This window comes from Janthinobacterium sp. 1L-D-8-B-C4 (assembly GCF_057291295.1).
Window position 1 is genome coordinate 336,706 of sequence record NZ_JBXAVX010000002.1, and the last position, 18,105, is coordinate 354,810.

At 61.9% G+C, this 18,105-nt stretch carries 17 protein-coding genes; 12 read left to right on the top strand and 5 right to left on the bottom strand.

The genetic code is table 11. The annotated features are described in order from the left end of the window. The first annotated feature begins 1 nt into the window (after window position 1). The 5 genes from AC0Z42_RS04710 to AC0Z42_RS04730 are packed head-to-tail and all read left to right on the top strand — an operon-like array spanning window position 2 to window position 2,772. Window positions 2–901 (top strand): hypothetical protein, encoded by a 900-nt coding sequence (locus AC0Z42_RS04710; protein ID WP_485467081.1) that lies wholly within the window; start codon window positions 2–4, stop codon window positions 899–901. Next, window positions 898–1,335 (top strand): hypothetical protein, encoded by a 438-nt coding sequence (locus AC0Z42_RS04715; RefSeq protein ID WP_485467082.1) that lies wholly within the window; start codon window positions 898–900, stop codon window positions 1,333–1,335. The genes AC0Z42_RS04710 and AC0Z42_RS04715 overlap by 4 nt, the downstream gene beginning before the upstream one ends. Further along, a complete protein-coding gene (locus tag AC0Z42_RS04720; RefSeq protein WP_485467083.1) occupies window positions 1,314–1,748 on the top strand; it encodes a phage holin family protein in 435 nt (144 codons plus the stop codon). The genes AC0Z42_RS04715 and AC0Z42_RS04720 overlap by 22 nt, the downstream gene beginning before the upstream one ends. Further along, on the top strand, window positions 1,745–2,266 hold the full coding sequence (locus tag AC0Z42_RS04725) for a glycoside hydrolase family 19 protein (RefSeq protein ID WP_485467084.1): 522 nt from the start codon (window positions 1,745–1,747) through the stop codon (window positions 2,264–2,266). Before AC0Z42_RS04720 ends, AC0Z42_RS04725 begins: the two co-directional genes overlap by 4 nt. After that, window positions 2,263–2,772 (top strand): hypothetical protein, encoded by a 510-nt coding sequence (locus AC0Z42_RS04730; RefSeq protein ID WP_485467085.1) that lies wholly within the window; start codon window positions 2,263–2,265, stop codon window positions 2,770–2,772. The genes AC0Z42_RS04725 and AC0Z42_RS04730 overlap by 4 nt, the downstream gene beginning before the upstream one ends. Here AC0Z42_RS04730 and AC0Z42_RS04735 read toward each other — a convergent pair. Next, complete coding sequence (locus AC0Z42_RS04735) at window positions 2,769–3,077, bottom strand: hypothetical protein (protein ID WP_485467086.1); 309 nt, start codon at window positions 3,075–3,077, stop codon at window positions 2,769–2,771. The two genes, AC0Z42_RS04730 and AC0Z42_RS04735, sit on opposite strands and share 4 nt — an antisense overlap. Window positions 3,078–3,186: 109 nt before the next feature. Beyond that, window positions 3,187–3,846: an SOS response-associated peptidase family protein gene (locus AC0Z42_RS04740; RefSeq protein WP_485467087.1), complete on the bottom strand. Its 660-nt coding sequence runs from the start codon at window positions 3,844–3,846 to the stop codon at window positions 3,187–3,189. 123 nt (window positions 3,847–3,969) lie between these two features. Between AC0Z42_RS04740 and AC0Z42_RS04745 the strand changes: the two genes are divergently transcribed. Further along, window positions 3,970–4,569 (top strand): hypothetical protein, encoded by a 600-nt coding sequence (locus AC0Z42_RS04745; protein WP_485467088.1) that lies wholly within the window; start codon window positions 3,970–3,972, stop codon window positions 4,567–4,569. Window positions 4,570–4,672: 103 nt separating this feature from the next. Here AC0Z42_RS04745 and AC0Z42_RS04750 read toward each other — a convergent pair whose 3' ends face one another. Continuing rightward, window positions 4,673–4,852: a hypothetical protein gene (locus tag AC0Z42_RS04750; protein ID WP_485467089.1), complete on the bottom strand. Its 180-nt coding sequence runs from the start codon at window positions 4,850–4,852 to the stop codon at window positions 4,673–4,675. A gap of 372 nt (window positions 4,853–5,224) precedes the next feature. Here AC0Z42_RS04750 and guaB point away from each other — a divergent pair, with 372 nt between their 5' ends. The 3 genes from guaB to AC0Z42_RS04765 all read left to right on the top strand — a co-directional run bounded on the left by guaB (window position 5,225) and on the right by AC0Z42_RS04765 (window position 9,960). Beyond that, on the top strand, window positions 5,225–6,685 hold the full coding sequence (guaB, locus tag AC0Z42_RS04755; RefSeq protein ID WP_485467090.1) for an IMP dehydrogenase: 1,461 nt from the start codon (window positions 5,225–5,227) through the stop codon (window positions 6,683–6,685). A 67-nt stretch (window positions 6,686–6,752) separates the two neighbouring features. Beyond that, window positions 6,753–8,363 carry a glutamine-hydrolyzing GMP synthase gene (guaA, locus tag AC0Z42_RS04760; RefSeq protein WP_485467091.1) on the top strand — a complete coding sequence of 537 codons (1,611 nt, stop codon included), beginning with the start codon at window positions 6,753–6,755 and terminating at the stop codon, window positions 8,361–8,363. A 406-nt stretch (window positions 8,364–8,769) separates the two neighbouring features. Continuing rightward, window positions 8,770–9,960 (top strand): tyrosine-type recombinase/integrase, encoded by a 1,191-nt coding sequence (locus tag AC0Z42_RS04765; protein WP_485467092.1) that lies wholly within the window; start codon window positions 8,770–8,772, stop codon window positions 9,958–9,960. A 23-nt stretch (window positions 9,961–9,983) separates the two neighbouring features. On the opposite strand, the gene AC0Z42_RS04770 is transcribed toward AC0Z42_RS04765, so the two are convergent. Beyond that, window positions 9,984–10,244, bottom strand: a complete 261-nt coding sequence (locus AC0Z42_RS04770; RefSeq protein ID WP_485467093.1) for a helix-turn-helix transcriptional regulator — start codon at window positions 10,242–10,244, stop codon at window positions 9,984–9,986. A 321-nt stretch (window positions 10,245–10,565) separates the two neighbouring features. On the opposite strand from AC0Z42_RS04770, the gene kleE reads away from it, so the two are divergent. The 3 genes from kleE to AC0Z42_RS04785 all read left to right on the top strand — a co-directional run bounded on the left by kleE (window position 10,566) and on the right by AC0Z42_RS04785 (window position 14,064). Continuing rightward, window positions 10,566–10,859 carry a KleE stable inheritance protein gene (kleE, locus tag AC0Z42_RS04775; protein ID WP_485467094.1) on the top strand — a complete coding sequence of 98 codons (294 nt, stop codon included), beginning with the start codon at window positions 10,566–10,568 and terminating at the stop codon, window positions 10,857–10,859. Further along, a complete protein-coding gene (locus tag AC0Z42_RS04780) occupies window positions 10,856–11,791 on the top strand; it encodes a ParB/RepB/Spo0J family partition protein (protein ID WP_485467095.1) in 936 nt (311 codons plus the stop codon). The genes kleE and AC0Z42_RS04780 overlap by 4 nt, the downstream gene beginning before the upstream one ends. 683 nt (window positions 11,792–12,474) lie before the next feature. Beyond that, window positions 12,475–14,064 (top strand): ATP-binding response regulator, encoded by a 1,590-nt coding sequence (locus AC0Z42_RS04785; protein ID WP_485467096.1) that lies wholly within the window; start codon window positions 12,475–12,477, stop codon window positions 14,062–14,064. 26 nt (window positions 14,065–14,090) lie between these two features. Here the strand turns inward: AC0Z42_RS04785 and AC0Z42_RS04790 are convergent, their stop codons facing one another. Continuing rightward, window positions 14,091–18,104, bottom strand: a complete 4,014-nt coding sequence (locus AC0Z42_RS04790; RefSeq protein WP_485467097.1) for a response regulator — start codon at window positions 18,102–18,104, stop codon at window positions 14,091–14,093. Window position 18,105: the final 1 nt, after the last annotated feature.

Below are 18,105 nucleotides of genomic sequence, written 5' to 3' on the forward strand. Positions count from 1 at the left end.
AATGGCCATCAAATTTACTGCGGGCATGAAAAATGTTGTCGAGGTATTGAATCAGATGTGGGATGCATTTGCGGCTGGGCCGTATAACGGGTTGCCGCTGACCGGCGGCACGCTGACAGGACCAGTGACCAGCACAAGTACTATTTCCGCTAAAACCATCCGGTCTGACAGGTTGACTGCTGGTTATGACGGCGCCGCGCTGCAGAGCGTGCTCGCCCGGTACAACACGCCGGAGGGCACGGAGCTGCTGACACTGGCCTACTGTGCGGATTTCTACGTAGCGAGTGGTCCGCCGGGTAATGCGGCCGCGACGGTGCTCAATCTGATCCGGAATAATGCGACGGGGCGTAGCATCAATGTTGGCGGCACGATTAATGCCGGTGGCGCCGACTATGCCGAATATCTCATCAAAGCGCCGCTGTGCGGCACCATTGTTCCCGGCAAGATCGTCGGCATCGATGCCGCTGGCCAACTGACCGACAAGTGGGCCAGCGCCATTGCCTTCATGGTCAAATCGACCAATCCGTGCATGGTCGGCGGCGACTCGTGGGCGCAAGGCCTGGGCGCGCGACCAGGTGCCCCGCAGCGCGGCGAGGACGATACGGATAGCACCTGGGCTGTTAAAGAGGCGGACCATGCTGCCGCGCTTGTCGCATTCGATGTCGCCCTGGAGCAGCGGCGCAAGACGGTCGACCGCATTGCCTTCGCCGGCCAGGTGCCTGTCAACGTTCAGGGCGCCACGCCCGGCCAATACATCGTGCCTGTGCAGGATAGCGAGGGTATTGCCGGCGCCGCCATGCACTTGGTAGACATGTCGATGGTCCAGTATGCCAATGCCGTCGGCAAGGTGATCGCCATCGAGGAAGATGGCCGCGCCCGCATTATTGTCAAGGTGGCGTGATGCGCGCCCCACACACCGGCGTCGACCGCGCCGGCTCCGTCTTTCGCATGTACGTCGGCGGCAACGCGATCGTGACCTGGTACGTGGCAATGACCGATCCGCGCTCGCTGATGCACTTGGTGGCCTCGACGCGCGACGGCGCCGTGCTGATCTGGATGCTGATGGTCGTCGGCGCCATTGCGATGCTCGACGCCATCATCAATGATTTTATGCCCGAGCGCTTCCACTGGCGCATTGGCCGGCGCCAGCGGCATTACATTCTGGCCGCCTTGGCGTTTTGCTACATCGCCCAGCTCTATGTCGAGTTTTTCAACCTGCGCAGCGGTGGCCTCTTGGCCTATTACCTGTGGAATGCCGCCACGATCATGTTCATTGCGTTCATCGACGCCCACCAACGCAACAAGGACAACCAATGCTCGACAGTCTGCAATTGAAGAAAATCTGCTGGGTATGGCTCGGCTGCTTCTGGAGCGCCGGCGCTGCTGCGGCGCAGGCCACGTTCGGCAGTGACCTGTCGAGCATCCCGCCGGCGGCAGTGGCCGTTGCTGTGGTGCTGGCCCTGATCGGCGGCGCCGCGGCGACGCTGCGCAAGATCGCCAGCCCGACCATCACCATCAAGTCCGTGCCGCTGGAAGTGTCGAGCGACCTACTGCTGTCGCTGCTGGCCGGCCTGGTCACGTATTTCCTGTGCGCCTGGCAGGAAGTGCCGATCCTGCTGCAGGCGGGCTTGATCCCGCTGGCCGGATTCGGCGGTGCTCGAGTACTTGAAGCCTACCTGGCTGCGGGCCTGGCCAAACTTAGCCGCTTCGGCGGCCCACCATCACCACCACCTGAAAGCCTGCCATGAACCTGACCTTGCAGCAACTCATCACCATCATGCCCAATGCCCGCACCAAAGCAGGTATTTTTTTGCCCGCGCTCAATGCCACCATGGCCGAGTTCGGCATCAACACCCCGGCGCGCCAGGCCTCCTTCCTGGCCCAGCTGGCGCACGAATCCGGCCAACTGGTGTACGTGCGCGAGCTTGCCAGCGGCGCAGCTTACGAGGGTCGCAAGGATTTAGGCAACACGCAGCCCGGCGACGGCGTGCGCTTTCGTGGGCGCGGCCTGATCCAGGTGACCGGCCGCACGAACTACGCCGCCTGTGGCAAAGCGCTGGACCTGGATCTGCTGGCCCAGCCCGCTCTGCTCGAGCAAACCGTCAACGCCTGCCGCAGCGCCGGCTGGTTCTGGCAGTCGCGTGGACTGAATACACTGGCAGACGCCGGCGACCAGGTGGCGGTGACGCGCCGTATCAACGGCGGAACGAACGGCCTGGCCGAGCGCTTGGCGTTTTTCAAGGTGGCGCAAAAGGTGCTGTCGTGAACGCGCTGGCCAAGCTGCCCGGCTGGCTGTACCTCACTGTCGCCCTGTTGGCGGGCGCTGCAGTCGGCGGTGCGTATCTGCATGGCCATGGCGCCGTTCAGGGCAGGGCGGTCGTACAGGCGCTATGGGACGCTGACAAGGCCGCCCGCGCTCAGGCAGAAACGAAGGCGGTGGCGCGACGCGTTGCCGAGAACCTGGCGCAAGCCAAACAACAGGCCGCCACAGCGCTGGCCATTACGAAAGTGTACGATGAAGAAATCAACAATGTTCGCGCTCGTCTTGCTGCTGAGCGCATGCGCCGTCCAGCCTTCTGTGCAAGTTCAGGACCTGCCGCCCCGGCCGATACCGGTGGCACCGCAAGCGGCCCTGCAGCCGATTCCACCGGTGGGCTACTTCCTGATGCGGTGGCGAGAGATATTCAAGCCCTGATCCTGCAGACGGAGGAGGTGGCCGCGACCGCCCGAGCGTGCCAGGCGTTCGTGCGCGCGCATGGAGTGACTGACTAGGCGTTGCCCACCACTTTAAGCAGCTCTGGCTGCGTGGTGGATAACGGCTTTCCGGATTCGGCGCCTGATAAAAGAGCTGCAATTCCTCCGGTGTGAATCAGATAGACGGCCATAGCGGAGGCCTCGATTTCGGCGGCATGCGACGTTTTTAAAGCGGTAGCGGTCGGGATTTGAATAGAAGGTGTGTAGCACTTGCCATCGCAACCAGTGACGACGATAACTCCTTGGTAGTGCCCAGTTTCGGTAGGGTGTACGCAAATTTGATATTCATACTGGCCCAGCCGGGAGGGTCCTGATTGCTTCATTTTATCCCCGAAGAAGGTATTTCAGTCATTCACTGCCATGTGAGTAAATGATCTTATCATAACGCTTCTAGCTGAGTATGGTCTAAGTCAAAACTATGCGAAGCCGGCTTTAAATAAAAGATGGTTGCCATTCGAACAGCTCAGCATCAAGCATCTGTGTGCGGGCCAAGTGCGATGCTTCGTCGGCAGGCAACGCCGGGTCCATCCAGCGTCGCGCATCCTCGGCACTCACCGCCACCGGCCGTCGGTCGTGAATGTCGACCATGCCGCCCATCGAATCGGCCGTTACGAGCACGAAGCCGGACTCCTCGCGGTTTTCTTTGAATGGGCCGAAGTTGGCTAAGGCCAGCAGGAACAGCGGCGCGTCATCCTTGCGATGGATATGCCAAGGTTGCTTGCTGCCTTTCTCACCTGTCCATTCGTACCAGCCTGATGCACACACGACGCCGCGCCCGGAGCGCAGCAGCGGCTTCCAGTAGGCGCCCATCAGCTTCTCGACTTTGGCATTGATGGCGATCGGTATGCGCTTCTTGCCCGGCGCGGGCGTGGCAGCAGCGGCCCAGGCTGGCCGATAGCTCCAGAATGTATCATCGACGCGCTGCTGGCCGTCCTGCATATGCAGCACCGGCACATAAGTGCCTGGCGGCACGTTAGCGCGTGCGCTGGCCTGGCTGTCGATACCCGCATCTGTCCACCCGATGCTATTCAGGTAGAGCCTGGGATTTTCGTTCTGATCGATTCGTCCGCACATTTGTTTACTGTACAACATGCGCCAATTCAATATACTGTATGGATGTACAGTGTATTGGGGCTAGTGATGAAAGTTTCGGCATCGAAGCGGCGAGAAGACGGGGCCGCGCTGTCAGCTCCTGCGTCGGCTGTAGAAGGAGCGATGCTGCTTGAGCTGCAGGTGGTCGACGTAACGCTGGAGGGGAATCGACGCCCTTCAAAAGTGGCGCGCCTACAGGTGATCGGTGCGCCACGCATTCTGGCGCAGCTTGTCCGGCCTAAACTGGTGCGGATTCAGGGATGGACCATAGTGTTGAGCGGCATTGAGGCAACTAGAGATGAGTCCGGTCACGCGCGCGAAGTCGCACAAACCTGGGTGTGCAAGCTGCACGTGCCGGGCAACGCTGTCGGATTTCGGGTCAGGGAGCTGTATCGATCTGGCGTCGCGCTACCGAAAAGATTGGTGCGCGACAGCGGTGGTTCGCGTGGACTGCTGGCACTGGCCGACGACTACTCGACCGTGCTGCAGCGCCACGCCACATGCGCCGAGTTGCGTGGCCATCAGATTTCTACATTTCCGGAGGGCCGCCTGATCGACTGCCACATTGAGTGGATGTCGGAAGAGTCATTCGAGCTAGGAGGGTTGCAGTTGCGCGCGAGTTTCGAAAGCCGGCCCGAGCAGCTGGAGCGCGGCGGATGGCTGGTTGATATCGATATCAAAGAAGGCGAGTTGACGAAGATCGAGGCGCGCATGCTGCGATAGCATACGGATCGAGTTTGACGCGCGAGGAAGAGCCGGCATTGCGAGTGAAGCTGGATGGCGAGGCATGCCTCGTAATGATGGCGCCACCTGAATAGATGCTCGATCATCGGGCCGGGCATGCCTGGCCAATGCTGGCCCAGCCGACCACGCGCTGATCCTGGTCGACCAGCACGATGAGGCGGCAGCCTGCTGCGTCGGTCCCGTAGTCCAGTTGCATGTAGTCGCCCAGGAGTTGGTAGCCGGCCGGCGTGCCGTAGCGGGCGGCGAGGGCGAAGCTGTCCATGCCAATCACGTCGCCACTGCCATTGCGAGCGCTGTCATTTATAGTGCAGGCACACAGAGCTGGTAAGATGATGGCTGCAAGTTTATACCTCATTGCCGTCCTTTGAACAATCCTGCTCTTATTGTCACCCTTAGCGGCCGGCGACCGTTGCGCCACCTCAGCAAGCAAGCGGCACATGGCGCGAAATACGATCAAAAACGAGGGCGAAATGAGGGCGAAACGAGGGCGAAAATGCAGACATTTCCAGGCCTTTCCAGACCTTTTGAAAAATGCAACAGCCGCATTTTCACTATGTCCGCAGTGGTCTGCAATGGTTCAAGACAAAAGTTGATAATTTCTGTATAATCTGCTTTTGCGCCAATAGGAAATGCTATGCGTCTACTTCAAAAAGCACTCACATTCGATGACGTGCTGCTCGTCCCAGCCTACTCCAACGTTCTGCCCGCCGATACGTCCCTCAAAACTCGCCTGACCCGCAATATCACCTTGAATATTCCCTTGCTGTCCGCAGCCATGGACACGGTGACCGAAGCCCGTCTGGCGATCGCGATGGCGCAGGAAGGCGGCATCGGTATCATCCACAAGAACTTGAACCCGAAAGACCAGGCACGTGAAGTAGCCCGCGTCAAGCGTTTCGAAGCCGGCGTGCTGCGCGATCCGATCACGATCCCGCCGGAAATGAAAATCCGCGACGTCATCGCCCTGACCGAACAGTACGGTATCAGCGGCTTCCCGGTGGTCGAAGGCAAGGTCGTGGTCGGCATCATCACCAACCGCGATTTGCGTTTTGAGCAGGAACTCGATGCCGAAGCGCGCGCCAAGATGACCCCGCGTGAAAAGCTGGTGTATGTGAACGAAGAGGCCGATACGGCCGAAGCCAAGCGCCTGATGAACAAGCACCGCCTGGAGCGCGTGCTGGTGGTCAACGACGCGTTTGAACTGCGCGGCCTGATCACCGTCAAGGATATCCAGAAGTCGACCTCGCACCCGTTCGCGTCGAAAGACAGCCAGGGCAAGCTGCTGGTCGGCGCTGCCGTCGGCGTGGGCGCCAAGGATGAGGAACGGATCGACCTCTTGGTCGCTGCCGGTGTTGACGTGCTGGTGGTCGATACCGCCCACGGCCACTCGCAAGGCATCCTCGACCGCGTACGCTGGATCAAGACCAAGTACCCGCAAGTCGAAGTTATCGGCGGCAATATCGCCACCGCCGCCGCCGCCAAGGCGCTGGTCGAGTACGGCGCTGACGCGGTCAAGGTCGGCATCGGTCCTGGCTCGATCTGCACCACGCGCATCGTCGCCGGTGTCGGCGTGCCGCAAATCACCGCCATTTCGAACGTTGCCGAAGCACTGGCCGGCACGGGCGTGCCATGTATCGCCGACGGCGGCATCCGCTTCTCGGGCGACATTTCGAAAGCGCTGGCCGCTGGCGCCTCGACCGTCATGATGGGTTCGATGTTTGCCGGCACCGAAGAAGCGCCGGGCGAAGTGATCCTGTACCAGGGCCGTTCGTACAAATCGTACCGCGGCATGGGTTCGCTGGGCGCGATGTCGGACGGTTCGGCTGACCGCTACTTCCAGGACGCCACCATGAAGGCCGACAAGTTCGTGCCTGAAGGTATCGAAGGCCGCGTGGCCTACAAGGGCAGCGTGCTGGCGATCATCTTCCAGCTGGTGGGTGGCGTGCGTCAATCGATGGGCTACTGCGGTTGCGCCACCATCGACGAGCTGCGCGAAAAAGCCGAATTCGTGGAAATCACCTCGGCCGGCATGCGCGAATCGCATGTCCACGATGTGCAGATCACGAAAGAAGCGCCGAATTACCGTTCCGAGTAAATAGCGACAATCAGACCGGCGCCCAGTGCGCCGGTCTTGCAATTGAACCCAGATAAAGTCCTCCATCATGCACTCTAAAATCCTCATTCTCGATTTCGGCTCCCAAGTCACCCAGCTGATCGCCCGCCGCGTGCGCGATTCCGGCGTGTTCTCCGAAGTGTTCCCGTATGACGTCAGCGAAGAATTCGTGCGCAACTATGGCGCGGCCGGCGTGATCCTGTCGGGCAGCCACAATTCCACGCTGGAAGGCGATTCGCCACGCGCGCCGCAAGCCGTGTTCGAGCTTGGCGTGCCCGTGCTTGGCATCTGCTACGGCATGCAGACCATGGCGGCCCAGTTGGGCGGCAAGGTTGAAAACGGCCTGGTGCGTGAATTCGGCTACGCTGAAGTGCGCGCCCGCAGCCATACCAAATTGTTGAACGGTATTGCCGACTTCGTCACCGACGAAGGCCACGGCATGCTGAAAGTGTGGATGAGCCACGGCGACAAGGTGCTGGAAATGCCGGCCGGCTTCAAGCTGATGGGCAATACCCCGAGCTGCCCGATCGCCGCCATGGCCGACGAAGAGCGCCAGTTCTACGGCGTGCAGTTCCACCCGGAAGTGACGCACACGGTGCAGGGCAAGGCCATGATCGGCCGTTTCGTGCATGAAATCTGCGGCTGCAAATCGGACTGGAACATGCCCGACTATATCAGCGAAGCGGTCGAAAAAATCCGCGCGCAAGTGGGTACCGACGACGTTATCCTGGGCTTGTCGGGCGGCGTCGATTCGTCCGTGGCGGCTGCCCTGATCCACCGCGCGATCGGCGACCAGCTGACCTGCGTGTTCGTCGACCATGGCCTGCTGCGCCTGGACGAAGGCAAGATGGTGATGGACATGTTCGCCAAGAACCTGGGCGTCAAAGTCATCCGCGTCGATGCGGAAGACCAGTTCATGGGCCACCTGGCTGGCGTTTCCGATCCCGAGCAGAAACGCAAGATCATCGGCCGCGAATTCGTCGAAGTGTTCCAGGTCGAATCGGGCAAGCTGGTGAACGCCAAATGGCTGGCCCAAGGCACGATTTACCCCGACGTGATCGAATCGGCCGGCAAGGGCAAGAAAGGCCAGACCATCAAGAGCCACCACAACGTGGGCGGCCTGCCGGACACCATGAAACTCAAACTGCTGGAGCCATTGCGCGAACTGTTCAAGGACGAAGTGCGCAAGCTCGGCGTGGCCCTGGGCCTGCCGCACGACATGGTGTATCGCCACCCGTTCCCGGGCCCGGGCCTGGGCGTGCGCATCCTGGGCGAAGTCAAGAAAGACTACGCCGACCTGCTGCGCCGCGCCGACGCCATCTTCATCGAAGAGCTGCGCAATACGCCGTACGAGCCAGTGGTGGTGCCCGGCTTCGACCAGGACAGCGTGCCAACCAACTGGTACGAAGCGACCAGCCAGGCCTTCGCCGTGTTCCTGCCGGTCAAATCGGTGGGCGTGATGGGCGACGGCCGCACCTACGAATGGGTAGTGGCCTTGCGCGCAGTGCAAACGCAAGACTTCATGACCGCCCACTGGGCGCACCTGCCGCACGCGCTGCTGGGCAAGGTCTCGAACCGCATCATCAACGAAGTGCGCGGCATCAACCGCGTGGTATACGATATTTCGGGCAAGCCGCCGGCGACGATTGAGTGGGAATGATCTCCCGTCTGGCAGCCGCTGGCAAAGCCGGGTAGGACGATCAACACAAACCCCTGATTTTTCAGGGGTTTTTTCATTTTGGGGCGCATTGTCAGGCAACCTCAGGTAACGCCGAGCAGGTTCTTTTGATGGTACTCAAGATGGTATGGCGTTCTTGGGATGATGCTATGGAGATACGTATACCATCAGGCGCAGTTGGGCCTTGATGGTATACGTGATGGTATACAGCGCGGTAAGCCCTTGTTTTTATTGGTTTTTCCAAGTCTGGGAAACGCCGGAATCGTTGATGGTACTTTTGCCGGTTTTAGCTCCATTCATGCGATCGAGTCAGCGTCTAAAACCGCATGCAAGTTACTGATTTTATTGATTATTTCGTCGGTTTGATGGTATACGTTTGGAGGCAAATATGCTGACAGATGCAAAGCTCAAAAATATCAAGGGCACCGGGCAGCCCTACAAGGTGGCGGACCGGGACGGACTGTATGCGATGGTGGCGGCGTCCGGCGGCATTTCCTTCCGCTATAACTATCGCGTTAACGGACGCCAGGAGACCGTCACGCTGGGCCGGTATGGGGTTGGTGGCATGAGCTTGCGTGAGGCGCGCGAAGCGCTTGCCGAGGCGCGCAAGGCCGTGGCCGCAGGCGTGTCGCCGGCGCGCACGAAGGAAGAGAGCATCCGGCGGCACAAGGCACAGGAACCGTTTTCTGTCTGGGCCGAACGCTGGCTCGACAAATACAAGATGGCAGAATCAACGCGCGCCATGCGCCGCTGGACCTATGAGCGTGACCTGAAAGGAGCATTTGGCTCCTTGCTGCTATCGGAAATCAGCGATCAGATGCTGCGCGAACTGTGCGACCGCATCGTTGCACGTCAGGCGCCGGCGGTGGCGGTGCACGCGCGCGAGATCGTGATGATGGTCTTCAGGTATGCCGAAGCGCGCGGGGAAAAGCATCCTAACCCGGCCGATCGCGTGCCGCCATCGTCGATCGCAACCTTCGAGCCGCGTGACCGCACCTTGACGCCGGCGGAGATCAAATTGTTCTACAAGTATCTGGACCGCACTCAGTGCGCCGCCACGGTACGCCTGGCGTGCAAGATGCTGCTGCTGACCCTGGTGCGCAAATCGGAACTGACCGATGCCACCTGGTCGGAGATCGACTTCGAGCATGCGCTGTGGACGATCCCTGGCGCGCGCATGAAAAGACGCAATCCGCATAACGTCTATCTTTCGCGCCAGGCCATGGATATGCTGGTGGCGTTCAAGACCTGCGCCGGCGGGTCCCGCTATGTGCTGCCGTCCAGGTACGACCCTGACCGACCGATGAATGGCGCGACTCTGAACGCGGTGCTGGTTTCCGTGGTCAAGAACGCCGCCGATGACGGCTGCACGCTGGACGGCTTTTCGCCGCATGACTTGCGCCGTACCGCCTCGACTCTGCTGCACGAGGCGGGCTACAACACGGACTGGATCGAGAAATGCCTGGCGCACGAACAGAAGGGCGTCAGGGCCGTGTATAACAAAGCGGAATACGCGGAGCAGCGGCGCGGCATGCTGCAGGAATGGGCAGACATGATCGATGCGTGGACCGCCAGCTAGTGTCCGCGTGCCGACGTGGCAGGCTAGGACGTGCTTTTTTTCGCACCCGGAGCGCACCCTGGCAAGGCTGCGCTTTGCTGCGCGGCGATCCACGCATCGACCTCGGCCAAGTCCCACGCGACAAGGCGCGACGTGATAGTAAAGCGCTTGGGGAAGCCGCCGCGTTTTTCCATATCCAGTATCGTGCGCTCGCAGAGCGGCACTTTCTGCAGCAACTGGCGGCGCTTGATCAAGACCCGGCCTGGCGTCAGCAGGTCGGTGGTGGTGAGTGGACGAATGCCCATGATGGAAGCCCTCCTTCAGTCAGCGTGAATCCTGTCTGGTAACAATCATTATTTCGAATTCCTGAGCCCAGTATCCGACGCCGGAAACTGCGATTCAACAGGATTTCTCATGCGATGCCGACTGGATCAAGGCTGCGTGCATCCCTGTGTGGCACGTGCACGCGAGGAGCGCTCAAACGGCCTTTAGCTGCTAAAAATTGCTTCGATAGCGGAACGCTAGTTTGCTTTGCATCAAAGCCGCCGACAACTAGCGGGGCGACGATGGCACTGTCGGCGTATCAGCTGCACGGTGCAGCAGGCCAGACGCGAAAGAGTCGAAACATGGCAGACATCATCCAGTTTCCATCCGCTCCTGGAAAGGAAAAATCGCCGTCGGTGCCCGCAGGGCCGCCAGCGAGGCCCAGCCTACGTAAAATCCTGTGGGTCATCGTCGTGCTGTGCTGGCCAGCGCTGCGCTTCATCATGACGTGCGATGTGCTGTTCCAGTTGCTGCGCACATTGGTGCTATGGGATGCACCTGGTATGCATGCCGGCTGGGCGCTACTGCTGCACTTTGCCTTCTTTTGCTACCTGACCTGGTACGTCGCATATGGCGATACGGAGGCGCCACGATGAAAAAGGTGAGTGCGCAGCTGAAACAAGGCAGTGGACCCGAGATGGAGGGCCGGCCGCTGGCGCTGCCGCTCGACCATATCGATGAAGATCCCGGGCAGCCGCGCTCGGCCGCCAATCCAGGCTTTACGGCGCACAGTCTGGCAGAACTGGGCGCCTCTATCCGCTTGCGCGGCGTCAAGACGCCGATCTCCGTGCGTCACCATCCCGACAAGCCCGGGCGCTACATCATCAACCATGGCGCGCGCCGCTACCGCGCCTCACGGCTGGTGCAGGTGGCAACGATTCCCGGCTTTATCGACGACGACTACAGCGCGACCGACCAGGTGGTTGAAAACCTGCAGCGCAACGAGTTGACGGCGCGGGAGATCGCCAACTACATCGGCCGCGAACTGTCGAAGGGGATCAAGCGAGGTCAGATAGCCAGCAATATCAGCAAATCGCCCGCCTTCGTCACGCAGCACGCGGCCCTGCTGGACTTGCCCGAGCCGGTCGCCCTCGCGTTCAACCAGGGCAGGGTGCGCGATGTGACCACCGTCAATGAACTGGTGACGGCCTACAAGGCGCATCCGGATGCGGTATCGGCCTGGCTGGGCGAGGGCGAGCCAGAAATCACGCGCCGCACTGTCAAGCTGCTCCGGGCGTTCCTGGGCGAGAAATTTGGGCAGGAAGAGCCGCCCGCCGTTGAAGAGGTTAGCGCAGATCGTGTCACGCAGGAGGCCGTCGATGTGGCGGCCGCTCACGGCGCCACGGGCCACCGCCGCTGGCGCTGTAGCGGTGTGGTGGTGATGCACCAGCAGCATGAGTGTATTCTGTTGCTCGGGTGCCGTCCCGGTGGAGAAGGGCGGGCATGGATACGCCAAGAGGATGGTGTCGAAGTCGAAATTGCGCTTGCCGAGGTTCGGCCGCTGAGGTTGTTAGGTGCTGGCGAATGATGGCGGGTGCAGCCTGGTGAGCCTAATAAAGTTGGTTGCTTGTTCTGGGAGCCACAACCTCCTACATTGGGCCCTTATGAGCGTCTACCTTCGGCCCAGGGTGTATAAAAACATAAAATTAGAAATTTCGTGGGTAGGGTTACCCTTCACAACTTTGAGAAAATTGCGTAGCACCCATTTTGAAAGGAGGACTTTTTTGTTCTCGGATTTTTCACGTTTTTACACAGCTTGGGCCAGAATCCGACGTTCATGGCTATTGAGGTAGAAGTCGTTTCCACCAAGCGAACCGATGAACACATTTTCATCCCTGCCAAGCGTATTGAAGTGAAAATGCTGGAGTGATTGCTGCTCTTAAGCTTCAGGTGAAATATTCCGTCAGCCTGCACGGTGATACCATATTCCATCGATTGATCGCTTTTGATGATGGCTAGCTTTTCCTGGCATTTCGCTGAGGAACAGTCCTATCCGCTTGCACTCTCGTAAATCGTGGGTAACACGCCACCAGCTGCTAGCGCGAACAAGCAGGATTGTCACCATTTTTTCGTGTCATACCATTTGTTGTTCGTGCCTCATAACATGACAACAATAGGTTGAAGTGCTTTCGCTCCAAATCGGCAAAAAAATGCCGCATAATAAATGAAACGGTCTGCTACACAACGTAGCAGGCCGGACATGGGGGAGACATGGCACAAGTGCTGAGAATACTGGTGGTCGATGATGTCGAAACAATGCGCAAGGTCACGGCTGGCCAACTGGCCTCGCTTGGCTATGGTTCGGTGGAGCTCGCATCCGATGGAGCCGAAGCCTGGCGCATGATTGAGCGCAAGCGTTATCACTTGGTGATTTCCGACTGGAATATGCCGGCGTTGACCGGCATCGCCCTGCTGCAGATGATACGCTCCAGTCCGCGCCATATGCACATGCCGTTCATCATGATCACCGCCGAGGCCGAGCGCAGCCGCATCGAAACGGCCATCAGCAGCGGTGTCAGCGACCTGCTGGTCAAACCCTACACTGCGGGGCGGCTGGCCATCAGCATCAAGCGCGCGATGGCGCACCAGGTTGCACCACCAGTGCCGGACACGAACATCGACGCGCCGCTCGTTGCCGTCACCGTGGATGGGGGCATCATGCCACCGGCTGCGGTTCATTTGCCACCACCGCAACCGTTGCCGCCCACTTTGCTCCTGGTCGACGACACTGCCGACAACTTGTACGTGCTGGCCAACCTGTTCAAGGGCCGCTACCGCATCAAGGCAGCGCACAACGGCGAGAAAGCGTTGTCTCTGTGCTGCAGCGACACGCCACCCGACCTGGTGCTGTTGGACGTGATGATGCCTGGCATGGACGGGTTTGAAGTGGCGCGCCGTATGCGCCAGCATCCCGGCGCGGAAAACGTGCCCATCATCTTCGTCACAGCCCTGACTGACGACGCCGCGCGCCTGCAGGGCATGGAGTTGGGTGCGGTGGACTTCATTACCAAGCCAATCGACCCGGTCCAGCTCAAGCTTCGGGTCGACAACTTCATGCGCTACGTCGAGTTGCGGCGTCACTTGCAGACCGACTACGATAATATGCTGGCTATCGCCCGCCTGCGCGATGACGTCGAGGCCATGACGCGGCACGACCTCAAAGGGCCGCTGGCCGGCGCCATCGGCATCGTGCAGTCGCTGATTGATGCCTCCGACCTGGACCGCCGACAGCTTGAGCATTTGCGGCTCGCCGAGCAAGCCATGCTGCAGGTGACCGACATGGTCAACCTTTCAACCGAGCTGTACAAGATCGAGACGGGAAAATACGTGCTCCATGCAGCGCCGCTGCCCATCAGCGACATGCTGCGGCGGGTGGTGGAGACGGCGCGCGCCACTTACGCGGGCAAGCAGCTGGTGCTGGCGGTCGACACCGATTTCGATGTCGGCACCGATGCCCCGCTGGCGCTGGGCGATGCCATGCTGACCTATTCGCTGCTGAATAATCTGATCAGGAACGCCTGCGAGGCAGCGCCCGAGCGCACCCGCGTCATCGCCACGCTGTACGCCGGAAGCCCGCTGCGCATCGAGATCGTCAACAAGGGTGTGATCCCGGAACCGATACGCGAACGCTTCTTCGACAAGTTCGTCACCGACGGTAAGTCCGGCGGCACCGGCCTTGGCACGTATTCGGCACGCCTGCTGGCGCGAGCGCAGTACGGCGAGGTGGCCTTCGCCGTCGATGACGAGCTCCAGAGCACCACCCTGATCGTCAGCCTGCTGTCGGCGCCGCCCCCGGCCTGAGGCGAATCGCGCGGCGGCCTTGCTTGTCAGGCTGGCTGGACCACGGCGTCAAGCGCTTCGAGCGCGGCGTCGAAGTCGAAACGTTCAATTGCCTGGCTGACCTTGCGCAGCTGTCGCGCCAGCGGGTGGCCGGCGGCTTGCGATTCCAATGTCTCCAACACGTCCAGCGCGGCGGTGTCGCTGTCGGCCAGCAGCTTGCGCAACTGGGCAAGTGTGGCGGCCGCGTCCGGCGGCAGGGCGGGAGCCGCTGCGATGGCCCCGGCCGGAGTGTCTTGAGACGCTGCAGTGCAGTTGCCCAGTGCGGCCAGGCCGGACAGCACCGGCGCCAGTTCATTGTCGACCGCCGTCAGCAACGCGGCCAGTTCGGCTTCGGCTACGCCGGCTTTGCATGCCAGTTCCAGCGCGGTGGCTGTCGCCGCCACGCCTTTGGCGCCGACGTTGCCGGCGGTGCCGCGCAAGGTATGGGCGACCCGCGCTGCCGCTGTGGGGTCGTCGCTTTGCCGTGCCGCTTCGAAATCCTCCCGCAGTCTGGCGTGGCCGTCGCGGAAGCGCACCAGCATGCGCAGGTAAAGGTCCTGCCGGCCCATGCTGGTCGCCAGGCCGGCGCGCTGGTCGATGCCCGGGAGCTGCGGAGGCAGGGCGTCGGCGGCCATTTTGTTTTCGGCATCGGGCTGCCGCGCCGGGGGTGCTACTCCGGCCGGCTGCTCGGGGCGGATCCACTTGCTCATGGTGGCGAACATGGCGGCGACGTTTAGCGGCTTGGAGATGTGGTCGTTCATGCCGGCCGCCAGCGCCATTTCGCGGTCGCCGGCCATGGCGTTGGCAGTCATGGCGATGATCGGCAGCTGCGCGTAGCGGGGGTGGGCGCGCAGGCGGCGGGTGGCTTCGTAGCCATCCATCACCGGCATCTGGCAGTCCATCAGCACGCCGTCGAAGGCGGCGGTCCCGGCATGGGCGAGCAGGTCCAGCGCCTGTTGCCCGTCGCCTACGATGGTAAGTACGATGCCGGCGCTTTCCAGCAGCTCGCGCGCCAGTTCCTGGTTCATGTCGTTGTCCTCGGCCAGCAGCAGTCGGGCGCCGGCCATGCGGGCCTGGTCGGCCGCGCTGCGGTCCTGTCGCTCCGCCTGGCGCGTTTCGGCCACCACGCCCTTGCCCAGTACCTCGCCGATCGCTTCAAGCAGTGTGGACGGAGTGACTGGCTTGGTCAGCACGGCCGGCAGCGCCATCTGCTGGCGTGCGGCCGCTTCCTGGGCATCATCCCGGCCGAAGGCCGTCACCATGATGACCGACGGGATGTGGGTCACGGCGCCGCTCTGCATGCGCTGCAGCGTCTCGACGCCGTCCATGCCCGGCATGCGCCAGTCCAGCAGTACCAGATCGTAGGGCAGGCCCTTGCGCTCGGCCTCGACCATGGTGCGCAGCGCGCTGTGGCCGCTGTCGGCCAGGTCAACTTCCAAGCCGAAACTGCGAGCCATGGTCGACAGGATTTCGCGCGCGCTGGCATTGTCGTCCACCACCAGCACGCGCAGGCCGAGCAGCTCGTCGGCATGGAACATGCGGCGCGGCTGCACCTCGGTCTGGCGCCCGAAACGGGCGTTGAAGTGGAAGGTCGAGCCATGGCCCGGCGCGCTTTCGACCCAGATCCGGCCCTCCATCAGCTCCACCAGTTTCTTGGAGATGGCCAGGCCCAGCCCGGTGCCGCCGTATTTGCGCGTGGTCGAGCTATCGGCCTGGCTGAACGACTGGAACAGGCGTTCGCACTGCTCGGCCGTCATGCCGATGCCGCTGTCGCGCACCCGGAAGTGCAGCTCGACTTGATCGCCGGCGTCTTCCGCCAGTTCGATCCCGACCACGATCTCGCCGCGTTCGGTGAACTTGGCGGCGTTGTTGCCGAGGTTGACCAGCACCTGTCCCAGCCGCAGCGCATCACCCACCAGTGCGGTCGGCAGATCGGCCGAGGTGGCGAACAGCAGCTCCAGGCCTTTGTCCTCGGCCTTCAGGCCGATCATGTTGGCGAAGTTCTCCAGCACGTCCTCGAGCCGGAACGGGACCTGCTCGATGCTCATCTTGCCCGCTTCGATCTTGGAGAAGTCGAGGATGTCATTGATGATGCCCAGCAGGTTCTCCGCCGAGCGGTGCACCTTTTCGATGTAGTTGCGCTGTTTTTTATCGAGATCGGTACGCAGTGCCAGGTGGCTCATGCCGATGATGGCGTTCATCGGCGTGCGGATCTCGTGGCTCATATTGGCCAGGAAGTCGCTCTTGGCGCGCGTGGCATCCTCGGCGATCTCCTTGGCGCGCAGCACCTCGGCCTCGGCCAGTTTGCGGTCGCTGATGTCGCGCACCGAGGCGCACACGCAAACGCCGCGTTCGGCGATGGCCGGCAGCCGCGACAGGCCGATCTCGACAGAGAAGCGGCTGCCGTCCTTGCGTTGGCCGTGCAGGTCGGCGCCGACCGTGCCCATCTGGCGAGCCGTGCCGTGCGCGATGAAGCCGTCACGCGAGCCGACATGGCGCCCGTGTGCCTCCGGCGGCACCAGAATTTCGATCGGCAGGCCGACCAGCTCGCCGGCCTGGTAGCCGAACAGCTGGTCGAGCTGCGGGTTGGTCATCAGGATCAGGCCGTTCGCGTCGATCACCAGCATGCCGTCCGGCGCGGCCTCGATAATGCTGCGATACCAGGCCTCGGTGGCTTTCAGCACCACCTGCTGCGCTTCGAGTTCGATCGCCATGGCCTGCACCGCGTGGCTGCGTGCCTTGATTTCCAGCGACATCGCCAGTTTGGGCAGCAGCTCGTCCATCAGCACCCGGCCCGATTCGCTGGGAGCGTCGAAGCCGGCCAGCTCCAGCACGCCCATCAGGCGCTCGCCGTTCAGCAGTGGCAGCACCTGCAGGTAGCGTGGGCGCGACCGCCCCAGCTGCGAGTGAATCTGCGCGTAGTCTTCCGGCAGGGCGTCGAGTCGGAGCGGCTGGCGGTCCTGCGCGCACTGGCCCAGCAGGCCACTGCCCAGCGCCAGTTGCGGCGCCAGCGGATGGTCCGGATCGGCGGCGTAGCTGGCGGCCAGGCGCAATGCGGCGGCGTCTTCGTCAAGCAGGTAGAGCGCGCCCTGGCCAGCCTGCACCAGCGGCGCGAGTAGTGTCAACAGGCGCTGCGCGGCCTGGTCCAGGCTGGCCGCCTGCTGCAGTTCGGCCTGGATCGAGGCTTCCTGCGACTTGATCCAGCGCTGCATGTCGAGCTGGCGCGATTCGACCTGCAACTTGGCGATGGCGCGGGCCAGGTCGCCCGTTTCGTTCTGGTAGTCAGTGTGCGGAATCACGCTGTCGAGCTGGCCGGCGGCCAGCGCATCGACCGCCTCGCGCAGGCGGTTGACCGGGCGCCGGATCGAGATGCTGATCCACCAGGCGCATAGCAGAGCCACCGCCAGGCCACCGATCAGCAGGGCGTACGTGAGGGTGCTGCTGGTGAGGGCGAATTGGCGAATCTGGTAGATGGTGCTGCGGGCGTTGGAATCCTTCACGGCGGCGATCTCGGCCATCTGCCGGTCGGCGGTGCGCATCGCGTGCTGGAAGCGCTCGCTGTTGAGCAGGCTGTTGGCTTCGGCGTTGCGGTGCAGCCGCGCCAGTTCGATTGCCTCGTCGGCGATGCGCTCGGCGCGCGCCAGCATGCTTTCAAAGACGTTATGGCGTTGCTGGTTGTCGATGCGCAGCAGGGTGGCGCGGGCCTCGTCGACGGCAAAGTGCAGCTGCTCGCGCGTCTTGTCGAGCTGTTCGAGCGCCTTGTCGACGGCAACAGGGTCCGGGGCGTTGGCCACCTTGTGCAGCATTAGCTCGAAGCGGTTGAGCTGGATGCGGGCCTCCTTGACCTGCACGATGCCGATCATGCCCTCGCTGAGCAGGCGCTGCATGTCGCTGCTCAACTGGTCTTGGGTGCGCAGGCTTTGCAGCCCCAGCGCCAGAGCCAGCAGCAGCACTGCGCAAAAGCCGGCCGCAAGCTTCTGGCGCAGGCGCAGCCGTTCAAGATAAGCCAGGGGCGAACGCATG